The 17,335-nt window shown below is 66.1% G+C and carries 17 protein-coding genes; 5 read left to right on the forward strand and 12 right to left on the reverse strand.

Annotation, left to right across the window (positions count from 1 at the left end):
• Positions 1-105: 105 nt before the first annotated feature.
• From JQ633_RS11025 to radA, 6 genes are all read right to left on the reverse strand, one after another.
• Complete coding sequence (locus tag JQ633_RS11025) at positions 106-1,242, reverse strand: hypothetical protein (protein WP_211985049.1); 1,137 nt, start codon at positions 1,240-1,242, stop codon at positions 106-108.
• A 211-nt stretch (positions 1,243-1,453) separates the two neighbouring features.
• On the reverse strand, positions 1,454-2,194 hold the full coding sequence (locus JQ633_RS11030) for an SDR family NAD(P)-dependent oxidoreductase (protein ID WP_211985050.1): 741 nt from the start codon (positions 2,192-2,194) through the stop codon (positions 1,454-1,456).
• 89 nt (positions 2,195-2,283) lie between these two features.
• Positions 2,284-2,415: a hypothetical protein gene (locus JQ633_RS35420; protein WP_283812770.1), complete on the reverse strand. Its 132-nt coding sequence runs from the start codon at positions 2,413-2,415 to the stop codon at positions 2,284-2,286.
• A gap of 14 nt (positions 2,416-2,429) precedes the next feature.
• On the reverse strand, positions 2,430-3,995 hold the full coding sequence (gene purF, locus JQ633_RS11035; protein ID WP_211985051.1) for an amidophosphoribosyltransferase: 1,566 nt from the start codon (positions 3,993-3,995) through the stop codon (positions 2,430-2,432).
• Between the two features lie 25 nt (positions 3,996-4,020).
• Complete coding sequence (locus tag JQ633_RS11040) at positions 4,021-4,656, reverse strand: CvpA family protein (protein WP_211985052.1); 636 nt, start codon at positions 4,654-4,656, stop codon at positions 4,021-4,023.
• 171 nt (positions 4,657-4,827) lie between these two features.
• On the reverse strand, positions 4,828-6,306 hold the full coding sequence (gene radA / locus JQ633_RS11045) for a DNA repair protein RadA (protein WP_211985053.1): 1,479 nt from the start codon (positions 6,304-6,306) through the stop codon (positions 4,828-4,830).
• Between the two features lie 176 nt (positions 6,307-6,482).
• On the opposite strand from radA, the gene JQ633_RS11050 reads away from it, so the two are divergent.
• Positions 6,483-7,928 (forward strand): DUF5107 domain-containing protein, encoded by a 1,446-nt coding sequence (locus JQ633_RS11050; RefSeq protein WP_211985054.1) that lies wholly within the window; start codon positions 6,483-6,485, stop codon positions 7,926-7,928.
• 19 nt (positions 7,929-7,947) lie between these two features.
• On the opposite strand, the gene JQ633_RS11055 is transcribed toward JQ633_RS11050, so the two are convergent.
• The 5 genes from JQ633_RS11055 to JQ633_RS35425 form a co-directional block, all read right to left on the reverse strand.
• A complete protein-coding gene (locus JQ633_RS11055; RefSeq protein ID WP_211985055.1) occupies positions 7,948-8,673 on the reverse strand; it encodes a sulfite exporter TauE/SafE family protein in 726 nt (241 codons plus the stop codon).
• Between the two features lie 568 nt (positions 8,674-9,241).
• Positions 9,242-10,012 (reverse strand): exodeoxyribonuclease III, encoded by a 771-nt coding sequence (gene xth, locus JQ633_RS11060; RefSeq protein ID WP_211985056.1) that lies wholly within the window; start codon positions 10,010-10,012, stop codon positions 9,242-9,244.
• 24 nt (positions 10,013-10,036) lie between these two features.
• Positions 10,037-11,356, reverse strand: coding sequence for an alanine racemase (gene alr, locus JQ633_RS11065; RefSeq protein ID WP_211985057.1), 1,320 nt, complete (start codon positions 11,354-11,356; stop codon positions 10,037-10,039).
• 78 nt (positions 11,357-11,434) lie between these two features.
• Entirely contained in the window at positions 11,435-12,937 is a 1,503-nt protein-coding gene (locus JQ633_RS11070) for a replicative DNA helicase (RefSeq protein ID WP_211985058.1), read from the reverse strand.
• 292 nt (positions 12,938-13,229) lie between these two features.
• The gene (locus JQ633_RS35425) at positions 13,230-13,352 is read right to left on the reverse strand and encodes a hypothetical protein (protein WP_283812771.1); all 123 of its coding nucleotides are present in this window, start codon (positions 13,350-13,352) and stop codon (positions 13,230-13,232) included.
• Between the two features lie 91 nt (positions 13,353-13,443).
• Between JQ633_RS35425 and JQ633_RS11075 the strand changes: the two genes are divergently transcribed.
• The gene (locus JQ633_RS11075) at positions 13,444-13,707 is read left to right on the forward strand and encodes a hypothetical protein (RefSeq protein WP_211985059.1); all 264 of its coding nucleotides are present in this window, start codon (positions 13,444-13,446) and stop codon (positions 13,705-13,707) included.
• Between the two features lie 16 nt (positions 13,708-13,723).
• On the opposite strand, the gene JQ633_RS11080 is transcribed toward JQ633_RS11075, so the two are convergent.
• A complete protein-coding gene (locus JQ633_RS11080) occupies positions 13,724-14,971 on the reverse strand; it encodes an SAM-dependent methyltransferase (RefSeq protein ID WP_211985060.1) in 1,248 nt (415 codons plus the stop codon).
• Between the two features lie 258 nt (positions 14,972-15,229).
• Here JQ633_RS11080 and JQ633_RS11085 point away from each other — a divergent pair, with 258 nt between their 5' ends.
• From JQ633_RS11085 to JQ633_RS11095, 3 genes are all read left to right on the forward strand, one after another.
• Positions 15,230-16,183, forward strand: coding sequence for a hypothetical protein (locus tag JQ633_RS11085; RefSeq protein ID WP_211985061.1), 954 nt, complete (start codon positions 15,230-15,232; stop codon positions 16,181-16,183).
• Positions 16,184-16,273: 90 nt separating this feature from the next.
• Positions 16,274-16,873, forward strand: a complete 600-nt coding sequence (locus JQ633_RS11090) for a TetR/AcrR family transcriptional regulator (RefSeq protein ID WP_211985062.1) — start codon at positions 16,274-16,276, stop codon at positions 16,871-16,873.
• The gene (locus JQ633_RS11095) at positions 16,870-17,331 is read left to right on the forward strand and encodes a PaaI family thioesterase (protein ID WP_211985063.1); all 462 of its coding nucleotides are present in this window, start codon (positions 16,870-16,872) and stop codon (positions 17,329-17,331) included. The genes JQ633_RS11090 and JQ633_RS11095 overlap by 4 nt, the downstream gene beginning before the upstream one ends.
• Positions 17,332-17,335: the final 4 nt, after the last annotated feature.

Genomic DNA, 17,335 nt, shown 5'->3' on the forward strand with positions numbered 1-17,335 from the left:
AGCCTTTTTGCCGGTCGCTCGGGTTCCCGCTTACCCTTTCCTGGAGGAGGCGGCAATCCGCCTAAAGCCGGATGAGCTGCGTCGAAGCGTCATCCGGTAAACTCCCTATTTGAGCGCATCCGAGGTCAGCTTGAACTTCTGGATGCGCTTTCCGGTATCGACCTCGGCGGTATAAACGTTGCCCTTGGTATCGACCGCCATGGCATGCACCCAGTGGAATTGCCCGGCATTGCGGCCGTTGCGGCCGAAACTGCCGACCACGGTGCCGTCGTCGCGCTTGATGATGCGGATCTCGTTGTTCTCGCCGTCGGCGCTGAGCAGATAGGTCTGCTTCGGATCGGGCCACACCGCGACGTCCCAGACCGCGCCATTGCCGAGCGTGTTCTTCTCGAAGAAGAACTCCTTCACGAAGCTGCCGTCCTTCTTGAACACCTGGATGCGGTTGTTGATGCGGTCGCAGACATAGACCAGCCCGTCATTGGCGATCTTCACGCAATGCACGGGATTGGCGAATTGCTGCGACACCGGCGCCTTGGGATCGTAGGGCGGCTGCTTTTCGTCATCCGGCTTGTGGCCATAGGCGCCCCAGTGTCGCTTGTAGGCGCCGGTCGTGGCGTCGAACACGATGACGCGGCGGTTGCCGTAGCCGTCGGCGACATAGATCTCGTTCGCCTCCTTGTCGATCGCGGTCTCCGCGGGCTTGCCGAGCTGCGTGGTGTCGTTCGAGCCCTTGCTCGGCGCGATCGAACCGATCTGCGAAACGAACTTGCCGTCGAGCGTGAATTTCAGGATCGCGTTGTCGTTGTCGGCATTGCCGCCGATCCAGACGAAGCCGCGCTCGTCGACCTCGATGCCGTGCTCGCGGCCGACCCATTGATAGCCGTCGCCGGGACCGCCCCAGGCGCGCAGCAGATTGCCGTCGGCGTCGAATTCGAGCACCGGCGGCGCCGAGATGCAGCATTTCGAGCGCGGCGGCGTCAGCGCCGCGCCTTTCTCGTCATCGGTCAGCGAGCGCGGCCGATGGATGACCCAGATATGGCCTTGCCAGTCCACGGTGATGCCGCCGACCTGGCCGAGGATCCAATTGTTCGGCAGCGGCTTCGGCCAGGAGGTGTCCACGGCGAAGGTCGGGATTTCGCCGGCCCGCGCAGGTGCGTGCGGTGCGAGCAGCGCGGTGGCGGCAAAGGCGGAGAAAATCAGTCCGGACAGAGTGGAGCGCGCGCGATTGAACGTCGGCGTCATGATGCCTCCCATGATTTTTCTTGGCGGTCGTGCCGCTTGGGCGCGCAGTCAATCGTGGGAAACGAGCGAAGTCAATTGCGCGCGCAACCAAAAGCGGACGCAGTCGCGTAGCCCGGATGAAGCGAAGCGAAATCCGGGGAAGCTTCTCCGCGGGGAGACTTGTCCCGGATTGCGCTTCGCTCCATCCGGGCTATGTGCGTCGAGAACTGGTCTACACCGGCGGCTGGAACGTCCGCAGCGCGCGGGCCTTGTAGTCGTAGAGCTTGCCGGTCTCGGTCCAGTCGGGGGCGCACATCGGCACGATGAACTCGGCCGCCATGTCGGGCGTATCCAGCGTCATCGGGTCTTCGCCGGGAAACACCTGCGCGCGCATCCTGGTGCGGATCGGGCCGGGACTGAACAGGTTGACGCGCAGCGCCGTGTTGGCGGTCTCTTTGGCCCAGGAGCGCACCAGCGCGTCGAGCGCCGCCTTCGACGCCGCATAGGGGCCGAGATAGGCGCTGGCCTTGTGCGCGACGCCCGAGGTCACGAACACCGCGCGGCCGGCATCGGACTGCCGCAGCAGCGGGTCCATGCAGCGGATCAACTGGAAGTTGGCGGTGACGTTGATCGCCATCACGTCGTTCCACGGCTTCAGCTCGATATGGCCGAGCGGCGACGAGGGGCCCGCGGTGCCGGCATTGCCGACGAGGATGTCGAGCTTGCCGTGGCGCTCGTGCAGCGCCAGGCCGAGCCGCGCGATGCCCTCGTAGTCGGTCAGGGTGAGCGGGACCAGCGTGGCGCTGCCGCCGTCCTTGCGGATCTCGTCGTCGAGCTCCTCCAGCCCGCCTTGCGTGCGTGCCACCGCAACGACATGCGCGCCGGCCTTTGCCAGTGCGACCGCGGTCGCATAGCCGATGCCGCGCGAGGCGCCGGTGACGAGGGCGATACGGGAGGCGAGGGGTTTTGTCATGTCTGTATATCCGTGTCTTTCGGCGGGTATTACAGACAGAAAAGGCCGGGACAAGCCCGGCCTTGACGAATTCACTCGGCGTGGCGGCGTTAGCTGCCGGTGTTGTCGCTGTTGGTCCCGTCGCCCGAGCTGTCCGGCGTCACCTTCATGCCCTGCCTGAAGGCGAAGACAATGAAGCCAACCAGCAGCACTCCACTGAGAATGCCGAGGATTGGCTGCATGTCATGCGTTCCCGTCAGCTCGCCTCGGCCAGCAGCGAGAGCTGGCGCGGGGCGGGCTCGACGTCGCTCTGGTCGGTGAGGTGGGTCGGGTAGGCGCCGGTGAAGCAGTGGTCGGCGAATTTCGGGTTGGCCGGGTCGCGTCCCTCATAGCCCATCGCACGGTACATGCCGTCGATCGACAGGAAGGCGAGCGAGTCGGCGCCGATGATGTCGCGCATCTCCTCGATCGAATGCGTCGCGGCCAGCAGGCCGCCGCGGTCGGGCAGGTCGATGCCGTAATAGTCGGGATAGAGGATCGGCGGCGAGGCGAGGCGGAAGTGCACCTCGCGGGCGCCGGCGTCACGCATCATGCGCACGATCTTCTTCGAGGTGGTGCCGCGCACCAGCGAGTCGTCGATCAGGATGATGCGCTTGCCCTCGATCGCGGCGCGGTTCGCCGAATGCTTCATGCGGACGCCGAGTTCGCGCACGCTCTGGGTCGGCTGGATGAAGGTGCGGCCGACATAGTGGTTTCTGATAATGCCGAGCTCGAACGGCACGCCGGAGAACTGGCTGTAGCCGACCGCGGCGGGCACGCCGGAGTCAGGCACCGGCACCACGACGTCGACCTCGGGATGGCTCTCGCGCGCGAGCTGCGCACCAAACGCCTTGCGCACGTCGTAGACCGAGCGGCCGCCGACGATGGAGTCCGGCCGGGCGAAGTAGATGTATTCGAAGATGCAGGGCCGCGGCGCCTTCGGCGGGAACGGCTTGTGGCTGTGGGCGCCGGTCTCGTCGAACACGATGATCTCGCCGGGCTCGATGTCGCGGACATACTTGGCGCCGATCATGTCGAGCGCGCAGGTCTCCGAGGTCAGGATCGGGTGGCCGTCGAGATCACCGAGCACCAGCGGACGAATGCCGAGCGGATCGCGGGCGCCGACCAGCTTCTTGTTAGTGAGCGCGACCAGCGCATAGGCGCCCTCGATGGTGCGCAGCGCCTCGATGAAGCGGTCGATGAAGCGGGTGCGCTTGGACTGCGCGACCAGATGCAGGATCACCTCGGTGTCGCTGGTCGACTGCATCAGCGCGCCGCTCTTGACGAGTTCGCGGCGAAGGGTGAGGCCGTTGGTCAGGTTGCCGTTGTGGCCGACCGCAAAGCCGCCGGCGCTCAGTTCGGCGAACAGCGGCTGCACGTTGCGCAGGATGGTCCCGCCGGTCGTGGAGTAGCGGACATGGCCGACCGCGGCGGTGCCGGGCAGGCGGTCGATCACCTCGCGGCGGGAGAACGCGTCGCCGACGAGGCCGAGGCGGCGTTCACTGTGGAAGCGGCTGCCGTCGAAGGAGACGATGCCGGCGGCCTCCTGGCCGCGATGCTGCAGGGCGTGCAGGCCGAGCGCGGTGATCGCGGCGGCCTCGGAGTGGCCGAAGATGCCGAACACGCCGCATTCCTCGCGGAGCGTGTCGCCGTCAAGATCGGGGTGATATCTGAAATCGTCGTCGCGGAGTTGATGTTGGCGGAGATGTTCCTGCAATTCGATCGGGCCGAGGTCGAGATTCATCTGGTCGGCGTGATCGGAAGGGGTTTGCATCTCGTTCATCGCCTCTCGTGAGGGGCCAAATAAGTTATCGGCCCGCGGGTTTCTCGATCAGCTTTTTCAAGCCGTCACGCGCAGGTTTGCTATAGCCATCGCTCGACGCCGGCGTCGCCTGATCGTTGGTATCGGCGGCGGAATCGTCGTCGGGCTTATTCTTCTTGAACTTCTTTAAGATGGTGTTCTCGGGGTCGTCAGGCAAGAGCGACATCAGCCAATCCCCGGTTCCCTGCAGCACCACCCGGGACTTCGCCCCGGTGACCCAATCGGGCCGCTGCTTGTCGGGAACCAGCCAGGTGAAGAACATGAACGCCACGACCACGATCAGGAGACCGCGGGCGAGGCCGAACAGGAAGCCCAGCGTGCGGTCGAGCGCGCCGATCCGCGAATCCAGGATCATGTCCGAGATCCGCACCGTGATGATGGAGACCACGATCAGCGTGCCGATGAACACGCCGGCCACCACGACCACGGCCGCGACCGTGTCGTTGTTGAAATAGGTCTTGGCGGTCGGCAGCAGCTTCGAGAACGCGTACAGCGTGACCAGCGCCGCGGCACCCCAGGCCGCGATCGACAGGATCTCGCGCATGAAGCCGCGCACCATGGCGAGCAGGCCCGAGATCAGCATCACCCCGAGCAGGACGAGATCGAGTATCGTTATCGGCATCGGCTGGTCAGGTCCGCTGGTACGTTTCGGTACGCTGTTCAGAACTCTCGCGAATCGGCGTGTCGGTGCCGTCCAAATTGAGGCGCATCGGGGGCATCCGGCAAGGCCGGAACGCCGCCTGTCCCGCGCGGCGGATGTATAGCGGTGGGGGCAGGGCGCGTCACGCCTGCTTTAGCCGATATCCCGACGGAATCGGGCCGGTGTGGCATTTTTCTCAGCCGGATCAGCACTCCCGGGACCCGGGTCGCCCTTGGGTGTTCCCCGGTTGCCCCGAGGCGTACCGCGCGCGGCGATTTCGGCGACCAGCGTGGTCAGATTGCCGATGCTGTTGAGGGTGAGGCCGGCATCGCCGCCGGGCTCGCCACGCGCCGATTCGGGCAGGATGGCGCGGCCGAAGCCGAGCTTGGTGGCCTCCTTGAGCCGCGCCGGGGTCTGCGCCACCGGCCGGATCGCGCCGGACAGCGATATTTCGCCGAAATAGACCGCGTCCGTCGGCAGCGGCGCGTTGACCAGCGAGGAGACCAGCGCCGCGGCCGCCGCCATGTCGGCGGCCGGCTCCTGGATGCGCAGGCCGCCGGCGACGTTCAGGTAGACGTCGTGGCCGGACAGCTTGACGCCGCAATGCGCCTCGAGGACCGCCAGCACCATCGACAGCCGGCTCGGGTCCCAGCCGACCACGGCGCGGCGCGGCGTGCCGAGCGAGGTCGGCGCCACCAGCGCCTGCAACTCGACCAGCACCGGGCGGGTGCCCTCGATGCCGGCGAACACCGCCGTGCCGGGGCTGCCGAGGTCGCGCTCGGACAGGAACAGTTCCGAGGGGTTGGTGACTTCGCGCAGGCCCAAGCCCGTCATCTCGAACACGCCGATCTCGTCGGTCGCGCCGAACCGGTTCTTCACCGAGCGCAGGATGCGGAACTGCTGCGAGCCCTCGCCCTCGAATGAAAGCACGGCATCGACCATGTGCTCGACCACGCGGGGGCCGGCGATCTGGCCGTCCTTGGTCACATGGCCGACCAGGATAATCGCGGCCCCGGTCTTCTTGGCAAAGCGAATCAGCGCCTGCGCGGAGGCGCGCACCTGAGTGACGGTGCCGGGCGCGGACTCGACGGTGTCGGTCCACATGGTCTGGATCGAATCGATCACGATCAGCCGCGGCACCGCGCCTTCCGACAGGGTCGAGACGATGTCCTCGACCGAGGTCTCGGATGCCAGCTGCACCGGCGCATCGGCCAGTCCGAGCCGCTCGGCCCGCAGCCGCACCTGCGCCACCGCCTCTTCGCCGGAGATGTAGACCGCGCGGTGCCCGGCGCGCGCCATCATGCTGGTGGCCTGGGTCAGGAGGGTCGACTTGCCGATGCCGGGATCGCCGCCGACCAAAAGCACCGAGCCGCGCACGAACCCGCCGCCGGTGACGCGGTCGAGCTCGGCCATCCCCGACGACAGCCGCGGCGCGTCCTGGGTCTTGCCCGACAGCGATTCCAGCGCGAACGTCCGGCCCTTGCGCTTGCTGCGGATCGAGACCGGCACCGAGCCCGTCGTGTCCTCCTCGGCCAGCGTGTTCCACTCGCCGCAGGACTCGCACTTGCCCTGCCAGCGATTATACGCCGCGCCGCAGTTCTGGCAGACGAAGGAGACTGTCGATTTGGCCATGAGATCGAATCCGTCTTCTCTCCATAGCATGGATCGCGGGACGGCAATGCTCGATCGCGTCGGAGCGTCAAGCGGGTCCGTTGCGCGAGCTTGACCCGCTATCGATAGCACAAGCGCGTCGTCGAATGGTATTCGTCGGGTGGAATGCATAGCGACCGCAGCGAAGGGCGACATTCATGGCGCGTCATGATGCCGGCAAAATTATCCGCAGTCGTCTCGCGGCCATTCTGGCTTTGACGATCATATGTCCGACTCTCGTTCGTGCCGCGTCGCCGGAGCCGCAGCCTGTCGCGCTCAGCGAACGGACCATCAGCTGGAGCACGGTCAAATACGCGACCACTGAAGACAACGGCTTCGTCGACGGCTCGCTCGACAAGACCGTGATCGTCGACCGCACGTTTCGCGCCCATGTGCTCGAGAACCGCTATCTGAAGGTGACCCTGGTGCCCGAATTCGGTGGGCGCATCCTGTCCATCGTCTACAAGCCGACCGGTCACGAGCAGCTCTACCGCACCGAGGTCGGCGTGCCCTACGGCATGAAGGCCGGCAATTTCTATTACGACTGGCTGATGGTGTATGGCGGCATCTTTCCGACCTTTCCGGATCCCGAGCACGGCCGCACCTGGCTGAAGCCTTGGGATTTTCGCGTCGTGACGCAGACCGCATCCGAAGTGACGGTGGCGATGTCGATCACGGACGATTTTGCGTTTGCCGCCGCTCCAAGGAAATTCACCGGCGAGCGAGGGATCGCGGCGACTTATTACGTCACGCTCAAAGCCGATCGCGCCGCGCTCGATGCGCGCCTCGTGCTGCGGAACACGCAACCCAGGTCGATCGACTACGAGTACTGGACCTGCACCACGCTGGCGCCGGGATCCGATCCGGAGCGTCCGCACACCATCGCCGGCGCCGAGATCATCGCGCCGGTTGCGACCTACACCACGCCGGCATGGTCGGCCAACATCGCCGCCGGCGATGTGCGTGCGGAGGCAGGCGCCTACCGCTTCGAAAAGCTGCGCTGGTTCAGGAACTGGCCGTCGATGGGCATCGCCTATGCCGCGCCCGACATGCAGGGCGGCAATTTCTGGGGCGTGATCAACCACGACAACGAGGAGGGGATCATCCGCATCGCCGACAACTCGGTGACGCGGGGTCTGAAGATGTGGACGTGGGGCTTTCCGTCGTTCACCGGCCAGGCTGATCCCCGCAAGGCGCCGAGCGAAGCGCAGCCCTATGTCGAATTGTGGGGCGGCGTCTCGGACCAGTTCTTCCATTCCGCGCGCTTGCCGGCGTCGGGCGAGGTCTCCATCGCCGAGACCTACAGCCCGACCGTCGGCATGAGCGACGTGACGCAGGCAAACGAGAATATCCTGATCAACCTTGCGGCCGACCGGTCCACCGTCAGGCTGGAGTTCTTCAGCATCGTTCCGGAGGTGCCGCTCCTGGTCACTTTGAAACAGAGCGACGTGGTGTTGTTCAATCAGACGGTGATGCCAGACCCGAAGAACGGAAACCGCATTGTCGCGCCGGTTCCGCCTGCCGCGGGTGGCGAGCCGGTGCAGCTCACGATCCGCAGCTCGGACGGCAATCCATTGATCGCGGCGCAGACGCCGGTCAAATGACTTTGCCGGCGACGCAGCTTCAGGACGTCGCCGCCGACCACAGCAGTGCCACGCCGGCCGCGAGCATGATTCCGTCCATGATCAGGCGGAAGGATTCGGGCTTCAGATGCAGCACGAAACGCTTTGCGACGAAGGCGCCGGCCATCAGCGATGAGCCGGCGATCAGGCCTTTCAGCGCGACGTCGGAGGTCAGCGCGCCGAAGCGCTCGAACGTCACCGATTTGCTCGCATAGAGCCCGAGCGAGCTTGCCGCTTCGGTGGCGAGGAATGCGCCTTTGGAGAGGCCGTAGAACAGGAACAGCGGCACGCTGAGCGGGCCGGTCGATGCCACGATGCCGGTGAGGTAGCCGATCAGCGCGCCACCGATCATCAGGTGCCAGAGGTTGGCCTTGAGGTGGTGCCGCGCCAGCCAGTGCCGCACCGGCACCATCGCGATCAGGAATGCGCCGATCGCGATATCGACGGTATGCGAGGGCAGCGCCAGCAGCGTGCGCGCGCCGAGCGCGGCCGCCGGAATGCCCGTGATCGAATACGCGGCGCAGGCGCGCCAGTCGACGTCGCGCCACCAGGCCAGGATGCGCGAGAGATTGGCCATCACGGCGGCGACAGCCATGATCGGCACCGCCTGCTTCGGCCCGAACTGATAGACCAGCACCGGCATTAGCATGATCGACGAGCCGGTGCCGACGATGCCGGAAATGGTGCCGGCGACCAGGCCGACCATCAGGACGAAGACGTAGCCCACCGCTTCAGAACTCCAGCAGCCGCGTTTCGCGGAAGGCGCGCACTGTGGCCTCGTCGGGCGAGTCGGCACAAGTCTCGTCATTGCCCGGTGCGCAATTGCGGATCTGAGGGCGAGAGCCGGGAATCCATCGCCCCACCCACAACTGTCATCGCCCGGCTTGACCGGGCGATCCGGTACGCCGCGGCCTATCGGTTCAGGCACTGCTGCCTCTGGAATACTGGATCACCCGGTCAAGCCGGGTGATGACACCGCGTTGTGTGGCTAGTGATCGGGCAACAACCTCGCAGTCGTCCCTACCCAGCGTCGTGGGATGGGTTTCGCTTCGCTCTACCCATCTACGTACTATCGCGAGCATGCGAATTTGCATCCCCATCCCGATCGCCCGGCTTGACCGGGCGATCCAGTACGCCGCGGCCTATCGGCTCAAGCACTGCTGTCTCTGGAATACTGGATCACCCGGTCAAGCCGGGTGATGACGCCGCGTTGTGTGGCTGGTGATCGGGCAACAACCTCGCCGTCGTCCTGCGAAAGCAGGGACGACGGCGGTGGATGTTGCGCGCTCATCGCATTACTTCAACACTACCCACGCCGGCGCGTGGTCGCTTGCGCCTTCCTCGCCGCGCGCATCGCGGTCGACGCCGGCTTTCACGAGGCGCGCCGCTACTGTGGGGCTGAGCAGGAGATGATCGAGCCGCAAGCCGGCATCGCGCGGCCAGCGGTTGCGCTTGTAGTCCCAGAAGGTGAACATCTGATCGTCAGGATGCAGCGTGCGGATCGCATCGCACCAGCCCTGATCGACCAACGACTTGAACGCGGCGCGGCTCTTCGGCTGGATCAGCGCGTCCTTGTCCCAGGAGCGCGTCGGATAGATGTCGAGAGGCGTCGGCGCGACATTGTAGTCGCCGGCGAGCACGACCGGGACATCCTGCTTGAGCAGTTTTGCGGCGTGGGCGCGCAACCGCTTGAACCACGCGAGCTTGTAGTCGAACTTCGGCCCCGGCTGCGGATTGCCGTTCGGCAGATAAAGACTGGTGACGACGATGCCGCGCACCGCAGCCTCGATGTAGCGCGCCTCGTGATCGTCGCGGTCGCCGGGCAGGGCGGTGCGGATCAGGACCGGCTCAGCCTTGCGCGCGAGGATGGCAACGCCGTTCCAGGTCTTCTGGCCCTGCCACACCGCGCCATAGCCGGCCTTCTCGATCGCGGCGACCGGAAACTCGGCGTCGGAGGCTTTCAACTCTTGCAGGCTGACGACGTCGGGCTTCGCCGCCTTCAGCCAGCGCAGCAGGTTGGGCAGGCGGCGGTTGACGTTGTTGATGTTGAAGGTCGCGATCTTCATGCAAACAATCGATCGCGAGCCGGGTCAGCTTGCCGGCAGCGGCGGCGGCGCGGCGGGTGTTGCCGGCAATGCCGCTGCTTCGGGCAATGCCGGAGGTGTCGCGGGCGCTGGGGCTGCGGTCGGCTGGCTGGCGACCGCCTCGGTCGTCGCTGCGGCGGGCTCGTCCTTCGCGACAACGGCCTCGCCGCCTTTGTAGATGCGCACAAAGCGGCGGCCGAGGCTGGTCAGCACCTCGTAGCCGATGGTGCCGAAGTGATGCGCGACCTCGTCGACCGTGATGCCTTCGCCGATCAGCGTCACCATATGGCCGCGGCGCACCGCGCTCTTGTCGAGATCGGTGACGTCGACCGCGATCAGGTCCATCGAGACGCGGCCGGCGATCGGACAGCGCTTGCCGGCGACCACGACTTCGGCGCCGCGGGTGCCGTCATTGGCGCTGGCGGCACGGAAATAGCCGTCGGCATAACCCGCCGCGACGATGGCGAGCCGGGTCGGCCGCCGCGCGGTCCAGGTGCCGCCATAGCCGACGGTCTCGCCGCGGTCGATGTTGCGTATCTGCACGATGCGCGCCTTGAGGTCGACCACCTGCTGCATCGGGTTGTCGGCTTCCGGCGTCGGGTTGACGCCGTAGAGCGCCGCGCCCGGCCGCACGATGTCGAACTGGAACTGGGCGCCGAGGAAGCAGCCGGAGGAATTCGCCAGCGACGCCGGCACGCCGGTGAAAAGGCTGGCGATCTCGCGGAACGCCGAGAGCTGTTTGGCATTGGCGGGATTGTTGAGCAGCTCGGCGGAGGCGAGGTGGCTCATCACCAGCGTGATGCCGTGGTCGCCGGCATTGATGCGCGGGATGATGCCTTGCGCCTCGCTCACCGTCAGCCCGAGCCGGTTCATCCCGGTGTCGATATGGATCGCAGCACCGCCGGACCAGCCGGAGCGGCGGCAGAACACGTCCCATTCCGCGAGCTCGTTGAGATCGCCGATGACAGGCTTGCAGTCGATCTTGGCGTAGGCATCGCCGGTCTGCTGGAAGAAGCCGCCGAGCGAATACACGGTCGCCTGGGGCACGGCGGCGCGGACGGCGGCGGCCTCCTCGACATTGGCGACGAAGAAGGTCTTGCAGCCGGCATTGGCCAGCGCGCGCGAAACCTCGGCAGCGCCGCAGCCATAGGCATTGGCCTTGACCACGGCGGCGCATTCGGCCGGCACCGCGGTTTTCTCGAGCTTGCGCCAGTTGGCGACGATGGCGTCGAGATCGATCGTGAGGATGCCGGTGGCGGCCGGATGGGCCGCCAGCAGATTGGCTTCGGGCGTCAGCTGCGATTTCACGTCGGTATTGATGCTCATGCGTCAGTTGTACGCGCGCAGCCTGCACCGTTCAACCGCGTCAGGTCGCGACGCAATCGTCCGTCGTCCGAAAACGCTTTAGTAACCGCGATCGGGAACCTGGCCGTCCGGCGCGAGATCGCCGAACCGGGTGACGCTGGCTTCGAAGTGCAGGTCGACGGTGCCGGTCGGACCGTGGCGCTGCTTGCCGATGATGACTTCGGCCTTGCCATGGGCGAGGCCCATTTCCATCTGCCACTTCTCGTGCTCGGGCGTGCCGGGCCGCGGCTCCTTGTTGGCGAGGTAGTATTCCTCGCGATAGACGAAGATTACGACGTCGGCGTCCTGCTCGATCGAGCCGGATTCACGGAGGTCGGAGAGCTGCGGCCGCTTGTCGTCGCGGTTCTCGACCTGACGCGACAGCTGCGACAGGGCGATGATCGGGACGTTCAACTCCTTCGCCAGCGCCTTCAGGTTGGTGGTGATCTCGGTGATTTCCTGCACCCGGTTGTCGGTGCCTTTCTTGCCCGAACCCTGCAGCAGCTGGATGTAGTCGATCACGATGAGGTCGAGGCCCTTCTGCCGCTTCAGGCGGCGGGCGCGCGCGGTGAGCTGCGAGATCGAGAGGCCGCCGGTTTCGTCGACGTAGAACGGCAGCGACTGCAGCTCGATCGAGCAGTCGCGGATCTTCTCGAAATCGAGCTCGGAGATGCCGCCGCGGCGGATCGAGCTCGAGGGAATGCCGGTGCGTTCGGCCAGAATACGCGTGGCCAGCTGCTCGCCGCTCATTTCGCAGGAGAAGAAGCCGACCGAACCGCCATTGACCGCCTTGGTGGTGCCGTCCGCCTGCACCTCGCCGACATAGGCCCTAGCGATGTTGTAGGCGATGTTGGTGGCGAGCGAGGTCTTGCCCATGCCGGGACGGCCGGCGAGGATGATGAGGTCGGACGGCTGCAGGCCGCCCATCTTGGCGTCAAGGTCGCGCAGGCCGGTCGAGATACCCGACAGTTTGCCGTCGCGCTGGAACGCTTTGGCCGCCATGTCGACCGCGATGGTCAGCGCCTGCGCGAAGCGCTGGAAGCCGCCGTCGTAGCGGCCGGTTTCGGCGAGGCTGTAGAGCTGCCGCTCGGCGTCCTCGATCTGGGCGCGCGGCGCGAAATCGACCGGCGCATCGTAGGCGACGTTGACGATGTCCTCGCCGATCTGGATCAGGTTGCGGCGCAGGCTGAGGTCGTAGACGGTACGGCCGTAGTCCTGCGCGTTGATGATGGTGGTGGCTTCGGCGGCAAGGCGCGCGAGGTATTGGCTGACCGTCATGCCGCCGATGTCGGTGTCGCCGGGCAGGAAGGTCTTCAGCGTCACCGGGGTGGCGACCTTGCCCATCCGGATCAGCGAGCCGGCGGTCTCAAAGATGGTCTGGTGCAGCGGCTCGAAGAAGTGCTTCGGCTCGAGGAAGTCCGAGACCCGGTAGAACGCGTCATTGTTGACCAGGATCGCGCCCAGCAGGCCCTGTTCCGCTTCGATGTTGTGCGGCGCACTTCGATAGGCCGGGGCGGCGGCGTCGGTCGGGAGCTTGTGGACGTTCGAATCAATCAGGGCCATGGACAAGCTTATTCTTCTGATTTTGGCGTTGCTGCGATTTTCGGGTGTGGGGCGGCGATCAAGCGCCAGCGCGGCACGAAGCGAAAGACGGGATGTGCCTTATGCACGATTCACACAACGAGGTGTGTGAATCCGGGACGGCCGGGCGCATTCCGCTTGACGGGGTTTGGGCCGGAATCAGGCGAGGGGTGGGGACCGGCGATGTCGGTGGCGGAAATTCGGCGCGGCCTGAACCTTTTTCAGGGCAGCAAGACCCATTCAGACGTGCGGCGGCCGTTGGCGCCCGTGTCCCTCAGAGCAAGATGAGGAAGGCGAGCGCGACCAGGGCGGCCACCACACCGGTTGCGATCAGGGCGTAGTCGGTCGCGATATCGCGCTGCGGGTCCAACATCGACTGGTGCGTTTCTCGGGTCATTGCGGACCACTACTGCAGACCGGAACGGAGCTCTGTGAAGCAGATCACATGCGCCGCAATTTCTTTGCGGCATGGTCGCGGGAACGATCGGATGGTTTCCGGATTGTCTCCGCTCAGGGAAGATACGGCGACGATGGCACAACGGTTTCAGGCAACGCGAATTCCGGTCGGGCGGGCTGCCGCCCTCGACCCGCGCTGGCTGACGCGGCTGATCGATGCCATGGAAGAGGTGGCCCGCCCGGAGGTCCGCCAGGTTCCCTGCGATCCTCTGGCTGTTTCGGCGGCATATGCCCATCTTGCCGGTCCGGCCTTCACCTTCGACCATTACGGGTCGGCGTACAGCCTGCGCAACTAGCACTCTTCAATTGGATTTATTCGCCGGCGAGCTGGAGCCGCGGCTTGGCCGCGCCCGCTTCCTTGAGGCGCAGGCGGGCCTCCTCGTGGCCGATATAGTCGCGGGTGATCGGCACGATGCCCTGCCGCTTGGCGAGCTGGAGCTGGAAGTTCATCATGTTCTGCACCCGGAACGACATCTCCGAGGCTGCCAGATAAAATTCCCACATCCGGGCGAAGGTCTCGTCATAGAGCCGGACCGCCTCCTCGCGCCGCGCCATGAAGCGGTCGCGCCATGCTTTCAGCGTCTCGGCATAGTGCAGCCGCAGTATCTCCATGTCGCAGACCAGCAATCCGGCCTTTTCGATCGCCGGCATGACCTCCGAGAGCGCCGGGATGTAGCCGCCGGGGAAGATGTACTTCCGGATCCAGGGGCTGGTGACATCGGGACCGGTCGAGCGGCCGATCGAATGCAGCATCATGACGCCGTCCTCGCTGAGGAGCTGGGCGCAGCGCTTGAAGAAGGTCTCGTAGTAGGCGACGCCGACATGCTCGAACATGCCGACCGAGACGATGCGGTCGAACGGGCCGGGGATGTCGCGGTAGTCCTGCATCAGGAAGCGCGCCGACAGATTCCGCTCGGCGGCGCGGGCGTTGGAGATCTGGAGCTGCTCGGTCGACAGCGTGACGCCGGTGACGTCGGCGCCGCTCATCTCGGCGAGATAGAGGCCGAGGCCGCCCCAGCCGGAACCGATGTCGAGCACGCGGTGACCGGGCTTGATCAGCAACTTTGCGGCGAGGTGGCGCTTCTTGGCGAGCTGGGCATCGTCCAGCGAGGCGTCGGGCGCCTCGAAATAGGCGCAGCTATATTGCTTGTCCGCATCGAGGAAGAGCGAATAGAGGCGGCCGTCGAGGTCGTAATGACGGGCGACGTTGTTCCTGGAGCGGCCTCGCACGTTGAGCTGTTGGGCACGCCGGCCGAGAAAGCGCAGCCATGCCTGCAATCTGGCAAAGTTCGGCAGCATCGCCGCCTGGCCCATCAGCACTGCCAGCACGTCGGCGATGGTGCCTTGCTCCACCACGAACGTGCCATCCATGAAGGCTTCGCCGAGATAGAGCTCAGGGTCGATGAGGATGCGGGCTTCGGCCGCCCTGGTCATGAACCGCGCGGCAACCGGTACGCCGGTGCCGTCACCGCAGGTGAATTTCGCTCCGCTCGCGGTCGTGAAGGTGATCGACCCGCGACGGATGAAGTGCCCCAGGAAATATCGCAACAATCGGTCCATCGAAACACCAACGGAACGGCAAGCTGCTCAACCCACGATACCGGGCTGGGTGCTCCGATATCGACCCTTTGATGAAGATAAGCTTGAAATTGGAACGCGCTACTGCGTTGGCGTCAAAGCCGATATTCCGAAATGTGACAATTCCGTGCATGCGTCATAGATGCGCTTCCATTCGAACGATAATCGGATAAAAGGTGACCGCCGCAGCCGGTCGACGCAGCGCTGGCGGCGCTTTTCCAAGATTTGGAGACCTGGGGAATGATGAGCCGAGCCCTCAGTCTGGCGACGGTAACGCTTCTGATTGGCTGCCTGTCGGCAGGATCAGGACATGCACAAAATCTCGAAGCCGGCAAAAGCCCCTCCCAGATCTTCGCAGGGACCTGCTCGGCCTGCCACAAGACCCCGCGCGGGCTCTTGAAGTCGGTTCCGGCCGGCTCACTGCCGGGCTTCCTGCGCCAGCACTACACCACGTCCAGCGACATGGCCGGGGTGCTCGCGTCCTATCTGGTTTCGAACGGGGCAGCCGACCCGCGCTATCAGGGCAAGGATCATCCGAGGGGCGCCAAGGGCGGCCGGGACGCCCGCCAGGAAGCCAACCAGCCGCCGGAGCAGCAGACCGAGCGTCCGGCGCGCCGGCAGCATCAGGGCGCGGCACCGCAGGAGGCGGTGAGACCGGACGCGGACGGCCTGCCACCGGGCGAAGCGCGTCCCGGCCACCGGTCCAAGCGCGCGGCGCGCCCGAGCGAGACGCCTGATGGCGCCACGCCGGCCGACGGCCAGCCGCAGGGCGCAAGCGAGGGCAAGCCCTCGCGCAAGAAGCTCGGCCGCCGCGGCAAGCCCGCCGACGAGCCGAAGTCCGACGAGGGCGCCCGGAGCGAGACGCCGAAGGACGAGCCCAGGAGCCAATCGGCCAAGACCGATTCCGCGCCCAAGAGTGAATCGAAGAGCGAGGACAAGGGCGACACCGAGAAGCCGGCGAAGCCCGCCGACCAATCCGACAGCGCCAAGGTCGATGCCCCGAAGGGCAACGCCGGCAGCGAGCGGTCCGACCCGGTAACACCGGCCCCTGCGGCCGCCGTGCCCGAGCCGTCTCCAAGTCCGGCCGCCGCCGCGTCCCCGACGCCTGCTCCTCCGGTCACCGCCACGGCACCGCTGCCGCCCGCGCCGACCGGCGCCCCTGCCGGTCCGCCCGTGGCTCCCGTTTCAAAGTAGTTCGCCGATGCCGCGCCGGCCGAGCCGGCGTCGACGTTTGACCGCCACTAGAGTAATACTCTAGAGTGGTGATCCAGGGAGGAAGCCCCGGTGACCACGGCGCGCGAGGATCTGCTGACGGCGGGATTGGCGGTATTCGACCGCGACGGCTTCGACGGTGCAACGGTGGCCGCGATCCGGACCCGGGCGCGGGCCTCCAACGGCAGTTTCTTCCACTTCTTCGCTTCCAAGAAGGAGCTCGCCGGGACCCTGTTCCTGGAGATCCTGCAGAGCTACCACGCCGCAATGATCTGCTCCGTGGATGAAGCTTGCGGCGCGCAGGAGGGCGTGGCGCGGCTGATCCATGCCCATCTCGACTGGGTCGTGGGCAACCGCCGCGAGGCGCGCTTCCTGTTCGAGATTTCGCGCAGCGAGTGGGTCGAGGAGGTGCGCGGCGCGCAGCGCGCCGAGAACTCGCGGCTCGCCGAAGGCATCGAGCGCTGGCGCGCGCCGCGGCTTGCAAGCGGCGAGCTGCTGCCGATGAGTGCGGCCGTGTTCCTGAGCCAGATCATCGGGCCGGCGCAGATCTTCTGCCGCGCCTATCTGTCGGGCCGCAACCGCGACGATCCGCGCGAGCAGGCCGAAGCGCTGATCGCCTGCGCGGTCCGCGCGGTGGTGGCGCCCGGCGCGCAACAAGGAGAAGCATCATGAGCGAGAGCGATCCGGACTTTGCCCCGATCGAAACGCGGATCCGCGAGGGTGTCGGCCGTCAGGGATTCATGGGCCATGTCGGAGCCGAACTGGCGGAGCTGTCGCGCGGCGCCTGCACGCTGGCCGTCGACCGGCGGCCCGAGCTGCTGCAGCAGAACGGCCTGTTCCACGGCGGGGTGACGGCGTTCCTCGTCGACAACGCCACGACGATCGCGGCTGCGGCGTCGCGCGGCCAGCCGGCGCTGACGGCGGAGTACAAGCTGAACCTGCTGTCGCCGGCGTCGGGCGATCGCCTGATCTGCCGCGCGCGGGTGATCAAGCCGGGACGGCAGGTCGCGGTGGTGGCGGCCGACGTGTTCTGCGTGATCGACGGCGAGGAGAAGCACACGGCAACCGCGCTGGCCTCGATCGCGATGCTCGACGAGGTGAAGGCGGCACGAATCCAAAGCCCGGCCTGATCGG

It is taken from the genome of Bradyrhizobium tropiciagri, assembly GCF_018130505.1.
GTDB lineage: Bacteria > Pseudomonadota > Alphaproteobacteria > Rhizobiales > Xanthobacteraceae > Bradyrhizobium > Bradyrhizobium tropiciagri_B.

Bases quoted from the DNA above. Each gene is read 5' to 3' on its own strand.
- purF (WP_211985051.1), bottom strand. From the start codon at position 3,995: ATGAACGAGATGCAAACCCCTTCCGATCACGCCGACCAGATGAATCTC.
- JQ633_RS11025 (WP_211985049.1), bottom strand. From the start codon at position 1,242: ATGACGCCGACGTTCAATCGCGCGCGCTCCACTCTGTCCGGACTGATT.
- JQ633_RS11040 (WP_211985052.1), bottom strand. From the start codon at position 4,656: ATGCCGATAACGATACTCGATCTCGTCCTGCTCGGGGTGATGCTGATC.
- xth (WP_211985056.1), bottom strand. From the start codon at position 10,012: ATGAAGATCGCGACCTTCAACATCAACAACGTCAACCGCCGCCTGCCC.
- alr (WP_211985057.1), bottom strand. From the start codon at position 11,356: ATGAGCATCAATACCGACGTGAAATCGCAGCTGACGCCCGAAGCCAAT.
- JQ633_RS11050 (WP_211985054.1), top strand. From the start codon at position 6,483: ATGGCGCGTCATGATGCCGGCAAAATTATCCGCAGTCGTCTCGCGGCC.
- JQ633_RS11085 (WP_211985061.1), top strand. From the start codon at position 15,230: ATGATGAGCCGAGCCCTCAGTCTGGCGACGGTAACGCTTCTGATTGGC.
- JQ633_RS11070 (WP_211985058.1), bottom strand. From the start codon at position 12,937: ATGGCCCTGATTGATTCGAACGTCCACAAGCTCCCGACCGACGCCGCC.
- JQ633_RS11095 (WP_211985063.1), top strand. From the start codon at position 16,870: ATGAGCGAGAGCGATCCGGACTTTGCCCCGATCGAAACGCGGATCCGC.
- JQ633_RS35420 (WP_283812770.1), bottom strand. From the start codon at position 2,415: ATGCAGCCAATCCTCGGCATTCTCAGTGGAGTGCTGCTGGTTGGCTTC.
- JQ633_RS11030 (WP_211985050.1), bottom strand. From the start codon at position 2,194: ATGACAAAACCCCTCGCCTCCCGTATCGCCCTCGTCACCGGCGCCTCG.
- JQ633_RS11075 (WP_211985059.1), top strand. From the start codon at position 13,444: ATGGTTTCCGGATTGTCTCCGCTCAGGGAAGATACGGCGACGATGGCA.
- JQ633_RS35425 (WP_283812771.1), bottom strand. From the start codon at position 13,352: ATGACCCGAGAAACGCACCAGTCGATGTTGGACCCGCAGCGCGATATC.
- JQ633_RS11080 (WP_211985060.1), bottom strand. From the start codon at position 14,971: ATGGACCGATTGTTGCGATATTTCCTGGGGCACTTCATCCGTCGCGGG.
- radA (WP_211985053.1), bottom strand. From the start codon at position 6,306: ATGGCCAAATCGACAGTCTCCTTCGTCTGCCAGAACTGCGGCGCGGCG.